The following is a 14999-nucleotide window of genomic DNA, read 5'->3' on the forward strand; positions in this document are numbered from 1 at the left end:
GGCGCCGGAGTATACATAAAAGGCCGTGGGGGAGCCCCACGGCCGTACTGCTCACGGTTCAGTGCCCACCTTTCATGCGGCGCGCGCACAGGTAGAGCGCCAGGCCAACCAGGGCGGCAGCAGCGCCGATGTAACCCGTACTCGTCCACCCCAAGCCGGCAGTGATCGCCATTCCGCCAAACCAGGGACCGAGCGCATTGGCCAGGTTGAATGCTGCATGGTTCGACGCCGCTGCCAGGCTTGGGGCTTCATGGGCGATATCCATCAAACGAATCTGCAGGGGCGCTGCCAATGCGATCATGGTGCCGACCAGGCCAATCCCCAGCAGCAGCGACCACAGTGCGCTGGCGGCGAACGAGAAGAACAGCAGCACCGCCATCGACCATACCAGCACCAGCCCAACGGCGCGGAACTGCCAACGGTCGAACAGCTTGCCGCCTGCGATGTTACCGACGATGCCGCCGACCCCGAATGCTGCCAGGCCAAATGGAATCCACTGCGGTGACACCTGGGTGACTTCGAGCATGGTCGGGGCCAGGTAGCTGAACACGCAGAACATACCCGCAAAGCCAATGGAGGCGATGGCCAGTGCCATCCACACCTGTGGCAGCCGGAAGGCCTGCAGCTCCTTGCGTGGGTCGCTGCGCACCTCGTCATGGCGCTGGGGCACGAAGCGCCAGACCATGGCGATGGTGCACAGGGCGATCATCCCGACCAGCACGAAAGCGGAACGCCAGCCAAAGAATTGCCCGAGGAAAGTGGCGACCGGGTTGCCCAGCAACATCGCCAAGGTCAGCCCCATCATGACCCGCGCCACCGCGCTGGCACGCTGATCGGTCGGCACCATGCTCGAAACCACTACCGCCGCGATACCGAAGTATGCTCCATGGGGAAGCCCGCTGATGAACCGGAAGGCGACCAGGCTGGCGAACGAGGGTGCGAATGCTGTGGCCAGGTTACCGATGGCATAAAGCGCCATCAACCACAGCAACAGGTGCTTGCGCAGCAGCCTGGCGCCCAGAATGGCCAGTGTCGGTGCACCGACCATCACCCCCAGGGCGTAGGCACTGATCGCATGGCCCACCTGAGGCTCGCTCAATTGCAGGTTATTGGCGATATCGGGCATCAAGCCCATGATGGCGAACTCGCCGGTACCGATGGCGAAGCTGCCCAGCGCCAGGGCGGCCTCCATCTTGGCAACGGTGGACGTGCTGCGCACTGGCGGTGGCGCTTGAATAACAGACATCGAGATCCTTATTGAAACATGCTGAAACGGTAAAGGGGGCATCTTAGACAATCCACGACTGCAGCGTCGAGGACCGGGTTGGCCGTCGGTCATTGCGCCGAGGCATGGCGTTACTAGCTATGAGGCGTTCGCTAACAGGCCGAGAGGCCATCGATAACCCACTGATAATCGTGAAAATGAATCAGGAGGCTGTCGTGAAGCTGGAAAAGCGCAGTATCGAGTTTGTCCCCCATAGCGAGCGTTACGGCACCCCCCGACGTTTGTTCACTATCTGGTTCAGTTCCAATTTCCAGGTCACGGCCTTGATGGTCGGCACGCTGGGTATTGCGTCAGGCTTGAGTTTCGGCTGGACATTGCTGGGCTTGTTGATCGGCAACCTGGTCGGCACCGTGTTCATGGCCGCGCACTCGGCCCAGGGCCCGCACCTGGGCATTCCACAAATGATCCAGAGCCGCGCGCAATTCGGCGTCTATGGCGCAGCCATTCCGCTGTTGGTGATGGTTGTTGCGGCAGTGTTGTTTCTGGCCGCCAGTGGCGTGCTCATGCGCGATGCCTTGAAGGCGCTGATGCCGATGAGCGATGACCAGGCCATCGTACTGGTTGGTGTGCTGACCTTCGTTATCGGTTTCGTTGGCTATGAACTGATCCACCGCTTGGGCGCCTGGATGAGCGTTTTGTCGACGCTGGTGTTCGCCACCGCCATGGTGCTGATCCTGTTGTACCCGCTGGACCCGGCCGCGACCATGGCGCCGAGCACCGGTTTCTCGTTCGCAGCGTTCAATTTGGTCATCGCCCAGGCAGCTTCATGGACATTGGGCTATGGCCCTTATGTGGCTGATTATTCACGCTACCTGCCGGCCAATGTACGCACCCGCGACACATTCTGGACGACCTATTGCGGTTGTGCGTTGGGTTCATTCGCCATGATGGCGCTTGGTGCCTTGTTGGCCGTGGCCATACCCACCGCGCTCGGCCACGACCCGGCCACCGCGATTGCCTCGTTGTTCGGACCGTGGGCACCGCTGGCGCTGGCTGTGATCGCGTTGGGCGTCATCCAGTACAACGTGCTTTGCCTCTACAGCGCTTACATGTCCACGGTGACGATCTTCGGTGCATTCGGCGAGCTCAAGCAGGTCACAGCAGCAGCCAAAGCCGTGGTGATGGCGGTACTGAGCATTGCCGCAACCCTGATCGCGATCGCCACCCAGTACCACTTCGACACCTTCTTCGCCGACATTCTGATCGGTCAGCTGTACCTGTTGATCCCCTGGAGCGCGATCAACCTGGTGGACTACTACTGGGTCTGCCGAGGCCACTACTCGGTGGCTGACCTTTACGATATCAAGGGCCGCTACGGGCGCTTCAACCGGCGGACCCTGGCGGTCTATGCGGTCTCCATCATTGGCACGATACCGTTCATGAAGCTGTCGTTCTACACCGGATTCATTGCCCAGTGGCTGGACGCTGATATCAGCTGGGCCATGGGTTTGGTGCTGGCTGGGGCGCTGTACTGCATGGTCAACAGCCGACCGGCTAGTGCGAGCGCCGGGTTGTATGGCCAGCACCCGGTAGAGTGAATCATCGCGTCAGTGGGCGTCGGCGGACGGTTGACGCGACGTTCGTCGAGGCTAGCCGGGACCGCCGTTAGCCAAGTGATGACTGTAGGTTGGCAAGGCCGGAGTTTCAGACTCTCCTTGCCAGCTCTTGTGCAAGGTACGGTGCAGTACGGCTGCCCTTGACCTGAGCGACGTGGTCGACTGTCCCCGTCGCCACGACCCGGCCACCTGCATGTCCCGCACCCGGCCCGATGTCGATGACCCAGTCAGCCTGTGCAACCACGCGCATGTCGTGCTCGATCACCACTACACTGTTGCCGGCATCGACCAGGCGCTGCAGTTGCGCCATCAGGCGGTCGGCATCGGCTACGTGCAAGCCTGTGGTCGGCTCGTCGAGCACATACAGGGTGCGGCCGCGCTGACTGCGCTGCAGCTCAGTGGCCAACTTGATGCGTTGGGCCTCGCCACCGGACAGCTCGGTGGCCGGTTGACCCAGGCGCAGGTAGCCCAGGCCGATCTCACGCAGGACCTGCAGTGAGCGCAATACGGCCGGTTCATCGGCGAAGCTGTCGCAGGCTTGCTCCACAGTCATGCGCAGCACGTCGGCGATGGTGTGGCCGTTCCAGCGGACAGCGAGGGTTTCTTCGTTGTAACGGGCACCGTGGCAGGTGGGGCAGGGGGCATAGACGCTAGGCATGAACAGCAGCTCGACGCTGACGAAGCCTTCACCTTCGCAGGTATCGCAGCGTCCCTTGGCCACGTTGAACGAAAAGCGTCCGGCGTCGTAGCGGCGCTTGCGTGCCTGCTCGGTGGCGGCGAACAATTTGCGAACCGGGTCGAACAATCCGGTGTAGGTGGCAAGGTTGGAGCGTGGGGTGCGGCCGATTGGCTTTTGGTCCACCTGCACGACACGTTGCACGGCATGCACGTCACCACCGAGGTGGCCGCTGGTGCGTTCGATGATGGTCGGCCCTTCGACGCTGCTGTCGTCGGTGTTCTCTTCCGGTTCGTGCCCCAGGTGAAGCAGCATCAACTCAGGCAAAGCCTGGGCGATCAGGCTCGATTTGCCGGAGCCGGAAATACCCGTGACCGCCGTGAGCACGCCAAGTGGCACGCGGGTATCGACGCCCTGCAGGTTGTGCCGGCGGATCCCCTGTAGCTCCAGCCAACCGGTGGGCGTGCGGGCATGACTGGCGGGGGTGGGCAACTGCTCGAACAGGTAATGGGCAGTGTGGGACTCGGCCACTTCACGCAAACCGGCCGGCGGACCGCTGTACAGCACCCGTCCACCGCGCTCGCCGGCATCGGGGCCGACGTCCACCAACCACTGAGCGCGGCGCATCAACTCAAGGTCGTGCTCGACCACGAATACCGAGTTTCCAGCAACGCGCAGCCGGTCGAGGGCATCGTACAGCGCCTGGCTGTCAGAAGGGTGCAACCCGGCGGAGGGCTCGTCGAGCACATACACCACGCCAAACAGCAAGGCACTCAGTTGCGTGGCCAGGCGCAGGCGCTGAAGCTCGCCGGTCGACAATGTCGGTGTGGCGCGCTCCAGGGTGAGGTAGCCAAGGCCCAGTTGCTGCAGGGTACGCAGGCGCGTCAGCACGCCTTCGGCCAGGCGCTGCGCGGCCAGTTGTTTTTCTGCCGAGCGCGTGAAATGCGCATTGGTCTCGCCCTGGGCGACCGGTTCGAGCAGTGCTGCCACCTGGTCCAGCGGCATCTGCGCCAGGGTGCCGATATCCACTCCACAGAAGGTCACCGACAACGCTTCGGGCTTGAGGCGCTTGCCGGCACAAGCCGGACAGGGGTGGCCTTGCATGAAGCGCGACACGCGCTTTCGCATCAGGGCACTCTGGCTATTGGCGAAGGTATGCAGCACATAGCGCCGGGCGCCGGTGAAGGTGCCCATGTAGCTGGGTTCGAGCTTGCGCTTGAGCGCAATACGGGTTTCGGCGGGTGTGAGTCCGGCGTAAACCGGCACCGTGGGCGACTCTTCAGTGAACAGGATCCAGTCGCGGTCCTTCTGCGGCAGATCCTTCCAGGGCTTGTCGACGTCGTAGCCCAAGGTCACCAGGATGTCGCGCAGGTTCTGCCCGTGCCACGCCGGAGGCCATGCGGCAATCGCCCGGTCACGGATGCTCAGGGATGGGTCGGGGACCAGGGTCGCTTCGGTGACCTGGAAGACATGCCCCAGCCCATGGCACGCCGGGCAGGCACCTTGCGGTGTGTTGGGCGAGAAATCTTCGGCATACAGCATGCTCTGCCCGGGCGGATAGTGGCCCGCGCGGGAGTACATCATCCGCAGCAGGCTGGACAGGTTGGTGACGCTGCCGACCGAGGAGCGGGCATTGCTTGCCCCGCGTTGCTGTTGCAGTGCCACCGCCGGCGGCAAACCATCGATGGCGTCGACATCCGGCACGCCCACCTGGTCGATCAGGCGCCTGGCATAAGGGGCCACGGATTCGAAATAGCGCCGCTGCGCTTCGGCGTACAGGGTGCCGAAGGCCAAGGAAGACTTGCCCGAGCCGGACACGCCGGAAAACACCACCAATGCATCGCGGGGGATGGCGACATCCACCTCCTTGAGGTTGTGTTCACGTGCGCCGCGCACCACCACACAGCCTTCGCTGTCGAGGTGGCTGGGCTTGGTCGATGAAGGAGGGCGGGTCATGGGCGGCTCGGTGTTGGGCAATAGAGGGTACGGTAGCCAATGTCTGGCTTGGCTGCCTACCCCGGAGCGTCATGCAAGGGGCCATAAACACTTCGGCTGGTGTCGTTCGGCGTTTCCAACGCCAGCCAGTCAAATTCGATATGGCCGGCATCGGAATCTGGTATTACATCTGTCCGGCCCGCGCTGTTTAGCATCGTCGACGTCTTCCTGTCGACGAGAACAACAACGTGAACCTTGGAAAGATCATTACCCGCAGTGCCCGCTACTGGCCTGACCACACCGCCGTGGCGGACCGTCAGACGCGCTTGACCTACGCCCAGCTGGAGCACCGTAGCAACCGACTGGCCTCGGGGCTGGGGGCACTGGGTGTGGCCGCCGGTGAACATGTGGCGATCCTGGCAGCCAACCGTGTGGAGTTGGTGGAGGCGGAGGTCGCCCTGTACAAGGCGGCGATGGTCAAGGTGCCGATCAACGCGCGGTTGTCGCTGGATGAAGTGGTGCGGGTGCTGGAAGACGCTTGCAGCGTTGCGCTGATCACCGATGCCACCTTCGCCCGCGCGCTGGCCGAGCGACGCGAGACGTTACCGATGTTGCGCAAGGTTATCGCGCTGGAAGGCGATGACGGTGACCTGCGATACGACGCGCTGCTCGAACTCGGTAGCGAAGCGCCGTTTTGCCGGGACCCTGACGACGATGCGCTGGCGGTGCTGCACTATACCTCGGGTAGCTCCGGTGTGCTGAAGGCGGCCATGCTGTCGTTCGGCAACCGTAAGGCCCTGGTGCGCAAGAGTATCGCCAGCCCCACGCGTCGCTCCGGACCTGATGACGTCATGGCCCACGTAGGGCCGATCACCCATGCCAGCGGTATGCAGATCATGCCGCTGCTGGCAGTCGGCGCATGCAACCTCCTGCTGGACCGTTTTGACGATTCGCTGTTGCTGGAGACCATCCAGCGTGAGCGGGTGACCCGGCTGTTCCTGGTGCCGGCGATGATCAACCGGCTGGTGAACTTCCCTGGTGTCGAGCGCTTCGACCTGTCCAGCCTGAAGCTGGTCATGTATGGCGCTGCCCCCATGGCGCCGGCCCTGGTGAAGAAGGCCATCGAACTGTTCGGGCCGATCCTCGCGCAAGGTTACGGTGCTGGCGAGACCTGTTCGCTGGTGACCGTGCTGACCGAGCAGGACCATCTGGTCGAGGATGGCAATTACCAGCGCCTGGCTTCATGCGGGCGGTGCTATTTCGAGACCGATTTGCGGGTGGTGAACGAGGCCTTCGAGGATGTGGCGCCGGGCGAGGTCGGCGAGATCGTCGTCAAGGGGCCAGACATCATGCAGGGCTACTGGCGTGCGCCGGCGCTCACCGCCGAAGTCATGCGTGACGGCTACTACCTCACCGGCGACCTGGCGACCGTCGATGCCCAGGGCTACGTGTTCATCGTCGACCGCAAGAAGGAGATGATCATCTCCGGTGGGTTCAACGTGTACCCCAGCGAAGTGGAGCAGGTGATCTATGGCTTCCCCGAAGTGTTCGAGGCGGCGGTAGTCGGCGTCCCCGACGAACAGTGGGGCGAAGCGGTGCGCGCGGTGGTGGTGCTCAAGCCTGGGGCACAGCTGGATGCGGCCGAGCTGATCGAGCGCTGCGGCCGCGCCCTGGCCGGATTCAAGAAGCCACGCGGTGTGGATTTCGTCGCCGAACTACCGAAGAACCCCAATGGCAAGGTCGTGCGCCGACTGGTCCGCGAAGCCTACTGGCAACACAGCGAACGTCGTATCTAATCAGGGAGCATCAGCATGTATCAACCAAGTGCAAAGGCTGCGCAGATCATCGAAGCCATCGAAGGTTTCGTCCGCGACCAGGTTCGTCCGCTGGAGCAAGAGGCACAGTTGGACTGGGCACGTCCGCACCCGCAGGCAGTGCTGCGCCAGGTGTGGAAACGCGCCAGTGAACAAGGTCTTTACAAGGTCATGTTGCCAGAAAGCATGGGCGGTGCCGGCCTGAACGTCGCGGACCTGTGCGCGGTGAAGGAGGCCACGGTGCTGACCGGGTCGATGCTCGCGCCGCATGTACTGGGCGAGTTGTCCGGGCCGCCGCGCGTCGGCCACCTGTTCAAAGTAGCCAGCCCTTATCAGGTCGAGACCTTCCTACAGCCAGTGTGCCGCGCCGAAAAAGCCGTGTGTTTCGCCCTGACCGAGGCCGAGGCAGGCTCGGATGCAACGGCCATTCGCACCCAGGCACGGCGTGAAGGCGATCATTATGTGCTCAGCGGCAGCAAGCGCTACATTTCCGGTGCGACCTATGCCGACCTGGCAGTGCTGCTGGCGGTGACCGGTCCGGGGCAGGGCGCCCAGGGGATTTCGGCGTTCTTCGTCGACCTGAAGGCTCGGGGCGTACGTGTCGAGAGCGACTATTCAGTGATGTCCGGCGGCGGAGCCCATGGCGATATCGTGCTGGACGAAGTGCGTGTGCCAGCGGCCAACCTGATCGGTGAGGAGGGGCAGGGCTTCAAGCTCGCCATGGGCCGCATCACCCTCAATCGCTTGCTACATTGCCCAACCCTGCTGGGTATGGCCGGCCTGGCCCTGAACCTGTCGATCGAGCATGCGCGTACGCGCAAGCAGTTCGGCCAGCCGATCGCCATGTTCCAGGCGGTGAACCATATGATCGCCGACATGGCCACCGAACTGCATGCCGCGCGCAGCATGGTGTATGCAACCGCCCAGGTGAACGACGCCGGAGGCGATATTCGCACCCAGGCGCCGATGTGCAAGCTGTTCGTCTCCGAAGCGGCGTTTCGTATCGCCGACAAAGCGGTGCAGGTGCATGGCGGGGCCGGGCTGATGCAGGGCCATCCCGTGGAGTGGATTTTCCGCGCCACGCGGATGATGCGTATCCTCACCGGTACCAGCGAGATCCAACGCAACACCATCGCCAAAGGCGTATTGATGCCTGCGTGACCGTCGGGCCGCCCTTGGGGCGGCCTTGCAACACCCCACAACAAGAACAAGAGTACTTGCCATGACTGCAGATTCTTCGCTGCCCAACCCTCGTACGGCCTGGCTGGTGGCCGTCCTGCTGGCCTTGCTGATGCTGGTGAACTTCCTCGACAAGGTGGTGATCGGCCTGGTGGCGGTGCCGATGAGCGCCGAATTGGGCCTGACGGCCACTGAGTTCGGTCTGATCGGTGGCGCTTTGCATTGGTGCTTTGCCGCATCGGCCGTGGTCGGTGGCTTCATGGCCAACCGGCGCCCGACACGGACCTTGCTGTTGGGCATGGGCCTTTTCTGGGCAGTGATACAACTGCCGATGCTGTTCGCCACCTCACTCTGGGCGATCGTTGCCTGCCGCGTGTTGCTGGGCATCGGTGAGGGACCGGCATCACCGGTGGCGACCCATGCGCTGTACAAGTGGTTCCCCAATGACCGACGCAACCTGCCGGTAGCGTTGCTGCATGCCGGTAGTGCCATGGGGCTGCTGGTGGCGGGCGCGATGATCCCCTGGGTCAGCCTGCACTATGGCTGGCGCACCAACTTCATTATCCTTGCGCTGATCGGCCTGGTCTGGTGCCTGCTCTGGTGGCGACTGGGTAAGGAGGGCACCCTCGAGCGCCTGCGTGCCAGCCAACTCAGGGCGGATGACACGGCGATACCGTATCGCAGGTTGTTGAGCGACCCCAGCGTCCTTGGCAACTACCTTTGCCACTTCGCAGCCAACTGGTCGCTGGCCCTGACCTTGACCTGGGTGCCCAGTTACCTGCAGGTCGGCCTGGGTATCGATCCGCTGCAGACGGGGCACATCTTCGTCATGTTCGTGGTGGTGACCACGCCGCTAAGCCTGTTGTTGGCCTGGCTATCGCAGCGTCTGATGCGCCGAGGCATGCCGTCGCGGGTGGCGCGCGGAGTCTTCGTCTCGCTGTGCCTGGTGCTGGGAGGGCTACTGTCGGCATCGTTGATCCTGCCTGGGCTGAGCACTGCGGTACGGGTTGCCGCGCTGACCTTCAGTGGGGGCCTGGCGTTGGTGATGTACTCGGTGGGGCCGGCGATGCTCGCCGAGTTCACCCCGGCGGCCCAGCGTGGCGGCATCCTCGCGATGGGCAATGGTATCGCTTCACTGGCCGGCCTGGCAGCGCCGGTGGTGACTGGTCTGCTGGTGCAGGGCGCGGGGGCCGAACACCCGGCCGGTTACGCCCAGGGTTTCCTGGTATGTGGCGCGGTGCTGGTGCTGGCCGGATTGGTTGGCCTGGCGACCTTGAATCCGCAGCGCACGTTACAGCGCTTGCGCGAGCCAGCTGTGGTCAAGCGGGGTGTCCGGGTGCGCTCTCAGACCGCAAGCTGAACACCAAGCACGGACTCCAATGGCTCAGCCTCACACCCAATCAGCTCGCCCCGCCAACGGGCACTGTTGACCAGGTCGACCAACACGCCTCGCACCAGGTCGCGCAGGCAGCCAGCGGCGAACGACAGCGGCTTGTGGCGCGAATGGGCCAAGGCGATGGTGCGGCTGATGCGCGGTTCGACAATGCGTCGCGCCGCCGTGGGTTCAAGCAGTTCACTGAGCGGCGGCCAGTTGCTGATGGTCGCCGCCAGGCCTGCACGCACCAGGCTGGCGATGCCGGGAGCCGATTGCTGTTCATAGGCCGCTGCCAAGGGCACGCCCGCTTCCATGGCTGCCTGCTCGATGCGGCGGCGCAGGTGTAGCGCGCGGGGTGGCAGGACCAACCGGGTGGCCGCCGCTTCGGCCAGGGTGATGGTGTCGGCGGCACCCGGCGCGCTGGCGCCGACCCAGTAGAGGGCCTCGGTGAAGATTGCCTCGGCTTCCACATGCTCGAGCTCCTCGGCGTTGGGCACCACACCAAAATCCACTTTGCCCAGTTCGATGGCCTGGCCACCCTCTCGGCTCAGGCCATCCCACACCGTCAGGGTCACCCCGGGGAAGCGCTGTTCGGCGCGCCTGACGATTTCCGGTAGCAGCAAGTCGGCGGCCGTGGCCGGAATGGAGATGGCCACATGGCCTTTAGGGTCGCCGCGGCTGGATTTCAGCTCGTCCTTGACCGAGTCGAGTTTCTGCACAACCTGGCGGGCCACCTCGTACAACTGGCGCCCGGCGTCGGTCAGGGCAATGCCGTCGTGCTGGCGGTCGAGCAACTGCATCTCCAGTTCACTCTCCAGCAGGCCGATCTGCCTGCTCAACGCAGGTTGGGCGATATAGGACCGGCGTGAGGCGGAAGAGAAGCTGCCAGCTTCGACGATGGCGATCAGGTAACGGAGCTGTTTCAAGGTCATTGGAGCGGTTCCAAGGGTATGCCGAACTGATATGGCACGTATCCGAACACGTTATTTGTGGGGTTCGAAGCGCGGCTCCTAGTATCACCCCGAAAGGGCAGGCCAAGGCAAGCCCGGTCAGGTCCGGTAAATACAAGAGGCCACGCGATATGAAATCTTTAGCACTGCTGCGCTGCATCCTGCTCGTCCACGCCAGCCTGTTGGCCCCGCACCTGGGGGCGACACCGATGACCGAGGAACTGACACCCGTGGGCGCCGAACGAGGGCCTACCCGCGATGGCAGTGTCCCGGCATGGACTGGCGGTTTGCAAGCGGGTCAGGTATCGCTGTCGGTCAACGGTACGCCACTGGATCCCTACGCCGATGAGCAGCCGCTGTACGTCATCACCGCGCAGAACTACCAGCGCTATCGTCAGCAGCTCACGGATGGACAAGTGGCCTTGATCGAGCGTTATCCCCAGTCGTTTCGCCTACCTGTCTACCCGTCGCATCGCAGTGTCGCGGTGTCGACCCAAGTGGCCGAGTGGGCGCGGCACAACGCTACCAGCGTTCATTTGACCAACGATGGCAATGGCTTGCAGGGCTTTGCCGGAGTGCTCGCATTTCCGCAGCCGAGCAACGGCCTGCAAGTGCTATGGAATCACCTCACGCGACCGCGAAATGGCAGCTACAGCCTGGCCTCGGACAGTGTCACCCCACGGGGAGACGGACGCTTCGTCACGATGAGCATGCAACAGACCTTCGCCCGACCCGATGTACTGGCCGAAGGTCGGACCGGTAACGTGTTGTACTACCTGAGCTACCGCCTGACCGCGCCGTCGCGCCTGGCCGGCGACGCCGTGGTGCTGCACGAAACCCTCGACCAGGTGGCGCAGCCGCGCTTGTCGTGGTTGTACAGCAGCAGCCAGCGGCGGGTTCGTCGCGCACCGGCGCTGGCCTATGACAGCATCACCCCGGGCACTGCCGGCCTGCGAACCGCCGACAGCCGGGATATGTTCAACGGCGCTCCAGACCTCTATGAATGGACTTTGGTCGGTAAGAAGACCCTGCACGTGCCCTATAACAGCTATCGCCTGGCATCGCCGCTGGTCGGTTATGCAGCACTGGTCGGCCCAGGCCATGTCACCCCGCAGTTGACCCGTTACGAGCTGCACCGGGTCTGGGAACTGGTGGGCACCCTGAAGCCGGGGGCGAAGCATATCTATGCGAGCCGTCGCTACTACCTGGACGAGGACAGCTGGGCCATCGTCGAGGCGGACTTCTACGATCGCCAGGGAAAGCTTTGGCGTACGGCCCAGGCCCACAGCTATTACCACGTGGCGGGGCAGTCACTGGTCAACGCCATGGAGGCGATCTACGACCTACGCAGTGGCCGCTACCAGCTCTCAGGCCTGACCAACGAGCAACCCAGGCCCTTCGCCTTCAATGTACGCACCAGTGCATCTTACTTCTCACCCGGCGCACTGCGTAGCCAGGGGCTGCGCTGAAAAAGGACCCTAGATGAATCCTGATCATCGTCACCGTACGTGGGAACGCTGGTTGCTGGGGCAGGGCAAGCCTCCCGACCCGCGCTTTACCCTGGCCAATGAGCGCACCTTTCTTGCGTGGATCCGCACAGCCCTGGCGTTGCTCGGCGGGGCCATTGCCATCGAGACATTCGCTGCTCACGCCTGGCCCCAGCCGGGTCGGGTGGCGATGGAAATGGCACTGCTGGCAGCCAGCTTGCTGGTAAGCCTGGGCGCTGGCTGGCGCTGGTTAACGGTGGAACGCGCACTGCGTTGCGAAGCGCCATTGCCGTTACCTCGGCTGGTACCGCTGCTAAGCATCGCATGCGCGCTGGCCAGCATTGCGCTGGTAGAGGCGTTGTGGGGGCGTTGGCATGGTTGATTGCAGTGTCGACCGGGGACTGCAGGCAGAACGCACGGTGCTGGCCTGGCGGCGTACCCAAGTCTCATTGCTGCTAGTGGCATGCCTGGCCTGGCGCGGCGAAATGCTCGCCATTGCGGGCATGGGCGTGCTGCTGGCGTTGCTGGGGCGGGTGCGGGAGCGGGGGATCTACCGCCGAGGACTGGGCATGTTGTGCAGCGAGCAAGGACGCGCAGGCGCCTGCATCGTGCCGCTCTGTGCCATAGGGGTGGCGCTGCTGGTGCTGTGTGTGTGGTTGCGCCGCTCAATCTAGAGCGGCGCTGTCGAGTCAATCAGGGCGTGACGATGTTGAAGCGCCCATCTGGTTCGTCCAACTGCGCCATGAAGCGCATGAATTTCTCCCGCTCGCCGCTGATGACGATGCCACCTGACTTGGTTTCCTTGAGGAAACCGGTCTGCTTGAGTGCGATGAGGTCCAAGGTGGCCTTGCTCATCGACACTTGCACATCCGCCTTGGCGTGTTGCGTATGGTCGCGGTGGGTAAGCACGCCATTGCGCAGGGTCAGGGCATAGGACTCGTTCAGGTCGGTGAAGCGCCAGTTGATGGTCAGGTCCTGCGCGGCAGCTTTGGCTGCATCGACACGCACGCCCAGGTAGTCGAAGAACAGCGATGGGGTCAGGGCTCGCACCAGGTCATCGGCGCTACCGCCCCTGCTGGCGGTGGTTGCCACACCGTTACGCAGTTCCTGCGCGCCGGTCAGGTAGGCGTTGCGCCAGGTGGCGTTTTCGCTTTGATAGCCCAGTTGCTCCAGTGCGTCGGCTTGCAGCTCGCGCGCGGCGCGATGGTCCGGCTGGGCAAAAATCAGGTGGCGGGTAAGCTCTGCTACCCAGCGGTAGTCGCCGTTGTCATACGCTTGCTTGGCCAAGGTCAGCACTCGCTCGGCACCGCCGAGGGCCTTGACGTAATGTTCGCCAGTCTCGCGTGGCGGCAGCGGGTTCAGCGTCGCCGGGTTGCCATCGTAGAAGCCCATGTAGCGCTGGTAAACCGCACGCACGTTATGGCTGAGCGAGCCGTAATAGTCGCGGCTGTACCATTTGCTGGCCAGCCGAGGCGGCAGCGAGGTCAGTTCGGCGGCGATCTCGGTGGGGCCAAGGCCCCGGTTGATCAGGCGCAGGGTCTGGCTGTCGATGAAGGCATACATGTCGCGCTGGTCGGCCAGGTACTCGCGGATCGCCTCACCACCCCAGGTCGGCCAGTGGTGCTGGGCGAAGACCACTTCGGCCTGGTTGCCGTAGCGCAACAGCGATTGATCCAGGTAGTACGCCCAGACCTTGGCATCGCGCACCTGGGCGCCGCGCAAGGTCAGCACGTTGTGCTGCACGTGGGAGGCGTTTTCGGCCATGCACAGGGCTTTGAACGTGGGGAACCACAGGTTCATTTCGGCAGGTGCCTCGGTGCCGGGCGTGAGCTGGAACTCAATATCGACACCATCGATGCGCAGCGTCTCGATGGGTTTTTCGATCAGCCGCGTGGGGGCGATCAGGCTGACCGTGGCATTGGCCGGTACACCCTTGCCAAGGCCAGCGTCCACTTGGCCGCGCGGCCCGCGTGGCAGCGGTGCGCCATACATGTACTGCGCTCGTCGCTTCATTGCAGGCCCCGCCAGCACGTTTTCGCTGATGGCATGCTCGAAGAAGCCCTGCGGGGCGATGACCTGAACCTTCCCGGCCTTGACGTCGGCCTCGTCGATCACGCCGCGCACTCCGCCGAAGTGATCGACGTGGGGATGGGTGTAGATCACCGCCACCACCGGACGCTGCGGGCGATGCCGGAAGTACATCGCCAGCCCGGCCTTGGCAGTCTCGACCGACAGCAGCGGGTCCATGACGATCAGGCCGTGCTCGCCTTCGATCAGGGTCATGTTGGCCAGGTCAAGGCCACGTACCTGGTAGATGCCCTCGGTGACCTTGAACAAGCCTGCGATGGTATTGAGCTGGGCGATACGCCACAGGCTCGGGTTGACCGTGGCCGGTGCCTCGCCGTTGAGAAATGCATAGCGCTGCAGGTCCCAGACGGTTTTGCCATCGGCAGTGACTACGGCTTGGTCCACGGCTTCGAGCAAGCCGCGGCGAGCATCGGCGAAGTCGTTACGGTCGGCGAACGGCAGGCGTTGAAGCCATTGCTGATTACTCTGGCGGGTGAGGTCGGTAGCGTCCTTGCCGGGCGAATCGGCGTGCGCGGTAAAGGGCAGAGCGATGGCCAGCAGGTAGGGCAGAGATCGTAGGCGCATGGGGCATTCCTTGTGGTTTTGAGGGCGACCACTCTAAGGACAGAGCTTGGCGCCTAACCAATACCTCTGCTGTATGCCCTGCCATGCCCG

At 63.6% G+C, this 14999-nt stretch carries 11 protein-coding genes; 7 read left to right on the forward strand and 4 right to left on the reverse strand.

What is annotated here, in order from left to right:
- Positions 1-58 precede the first annotated feature (58 nt).
- Positions 59-1192, reverse strand: coding sequence for an MFS transporter (locus H620_RS0105900; protein ID WP_051376122.1), 1134 nt, complete (start codon positions 1190-1192; stop codon positions 59-61).
- Between the two features lie 248 nt (positions 1193-1440).
- On the opposite strand from H620_RS0105900, the gene H620_RS0105905 reads away from it, so the two are divergent.
- The gene (locus H620_RS0105905) at positions 1441-2823 is read left to right on the forward strand and encodes a purine-cytosine permease family protein (RefSeq protein WP_023380618.1); all 1383 of its coding nucleotides are present in this window, start codon (positions 1441-1443) and stop codon (positions 2821-2823) included.
- A 106-nt stretch (positions 2824-2929) separates the two neighbouring features.
- Here H620_RS0105905 and H620_RS0105910 read toward each other — a convergent pair whose 3' ends face one another.
- Complete coding sequence (locus tag H620_RS0105910; protein WP_023380617.1) at positions 2930-5473, reverse strand: excinuclease ABC subunit UvrA; 2544 nt, start codon at positions 5471-5473, stop codon at positions 2930-2932.
- Between the two features lie 227 nt (positions 5474-5700).
- Between H620_RS0105910 and H620_RS0105915 the strand changes: the two genes are divergently transcribed.
- From H620_RS0105915 to H620_RS0105925, 3 genes are all read left to right on the forward strand, one after another.
- A complete protein-coding gene (locus tag H620_RS0105915; protein WP_027906936.1) occupies positions 5701-7248 on the forward strand; it encodes an AMP-binding protein in 1548 nt (515 codons plus the stop codon).
- 15 nt (positions 7249-7263) lie between these two features.
- Positions 7264-8427, forward strand: coding sequence for an acyl-CoA dehydrogenase family protein (locus H620_RS0105920; protein WP_023380615.1), 1164 nt, complete (start codon positions 7264-7266; stop codon positions 8425-8427).
- A 61-nt stretch (positions 8428-8488) separates the two neighbouring features.
- Positions 8489-9805 carry an MFS transporter gene (locus tag H620_RS0105925; protein ID WP_023380614.1) on the forward strand — a complete coding sequence of 439 codons (1317 nt, stop codon included), beginning with the start codon at positions 8489-8491 and terminating at the stop codon, positions 9803-9805.
- Here H620_RS0105925 and H620_RS0105930 read toward each other — a convergent pair.
- Positions 9790-10752 carry a LysR family transcriptional regulator gene (locus H620_RS0105930; RefSeq protein ID WP_027906937.1) on the reverse strand — a complete coding sequence of 321 codons (963 nt, stop codon included), beginning with the start codon at positions 10750-10752 and terminating at the stop codon, positions 9790-9792. The genes H620_RS0105925 and H620_RS0105930 overlap by 16 nt on opposite strands.
- Before the next feature lie 149 nt (positions 10753-10901).
- Here H620_RS0105930 and H620_RS0105935 point away from each other — a divergent pair, with 149 nt between their 5' ends.
- The 3 genes from H620_RS0105935 to H620_RS0105945 are packed head-to-tail and all read left to right on the forward strand — an operon-like array spanning position 10902 to position 12931.
- Positions 10902-12239, forward strand: coding sequence for a DUF1329 domain-containing protein (locus H620_RS0105935; protein WP_049818714.1), 1338 nt, complete (start codon positions 10902-10904; stop codon positions 12237-12239).
- 13 nt (positions 12240-12252) lie between these two features.
- The gene (locus H620_RS0105940) at positions 12253-12639 is read left to right on the forward strand and encodes a YidH family protein (RefSeq protein ID WP_023380611.1); all 387 of its coding nucleotides are present in this window, start codon (positions 12253-12255) and stop codon (positions 12637-12639) included.
- Entirely contained in the window at positions 12632-12931 is a 300-nt protein-coding gene (locus H620_RS0105945; RefSeq protein WP_027906939.1) for a DUF202 domain-containing protein, read from the forward strand. The genes H620_RS0105940 and H620_RS0105945 overlap by 8 nt, the downstream gene beginning before the upstream one ends.
- Positions 12932-12950: 19 nt before the next feature.
- Here the strand turns inward: H620_RS0105945 and H620_RS0105950 are convergent, their stop codons facing one another.
- A complete protein-coding gene (locus H620_RS0105950) occupies positions 12951-14909 on the reverse strand; it encodes an alkyl/aryl-sulfatase (protein ID WP_027906940.1) in 1959 nt (652 codons plus the stop codon).
- Positions 14910-14999: the final 90 nt, after the last annotated feature.

It is taken from the genome of Pseudomonas taiwanensis DSM 21245 (genome assembly GCF_000425785.1).
In the GTDB taxonomy this organism is placed as follows: Bacteria; Pseudomonadota; Gammaproteobacteria; order Pseudomonadales; family Pseudomonadaceae; genus Aquipseudomonas; species Aquipseudomonas taiwanensis.

Bases quoted from the DNA above. Each gene is read 5' to 3' on its own strand.
- H620_RS0105900 (WP_051376122.1), bottom strand. From the start codon at position 1,192: ATGGAGGCCGCCCTGGCGCTGGGCAGCTTCGCCATCGGTACCGGCGAG.
- H620_RS0105910 (WP_023380617.1), bottom strand. From the start codon at position 5,473: ATGACCCGCCCTCCTTCATCGACCAAGCCCAGCCACCTCGACAGCGAA.
- H620_RS0105920 (WP_023380615.1), top strand. From the start codon at position 7,264: ATGTATCAACCAAGTGCAAAGGCTGCGCAGATCATCGAAGCCATCGAA.
- H620_RS0105925 (WP_023380614.1), top strand. From the start codon at position 8,489: ATGACTGCAGATTCTTCGCTGCCCAACCCTCGTACGGCCTGGCTGGTG.
- H620_RS0105930 (WP_027906937.1), bottom strand. From the start codon at position 10,752: ATGACCTTGAAACAGCTCCGTTACCTGATCGCCATCGTCGAAGCTGGC.
- H620_RS0105935 (WP_049818714.1), top strand. From the start codon at position 10,902: ATGAAATCTTTAGCACTGCTGCGCTGCATCCTGCTCGTCCACGCCAGC.
- H620_RS0105940 (WP_023380611.1), top strand. From the start codon at position 12,253: ATGAATCCTGATCATCGTCACCGTACGTGGGAACGCTGGTTGCTGGGG.
- H620_RS0105945 (WP_027906939.1), top strand. From the start codon at position 12,632: ATGGTTGATTGCAGTGTCGACCGGGGACTGCAGGCAGAACGCACGGTG.
- H620_RS0105950 (WP_027906940.1), bottom strand. From the start codon at position 14,909: ATGCGCCTACGATCTCTGCCCTACCTGCTGGCCATCGCTCTGCCCTTT.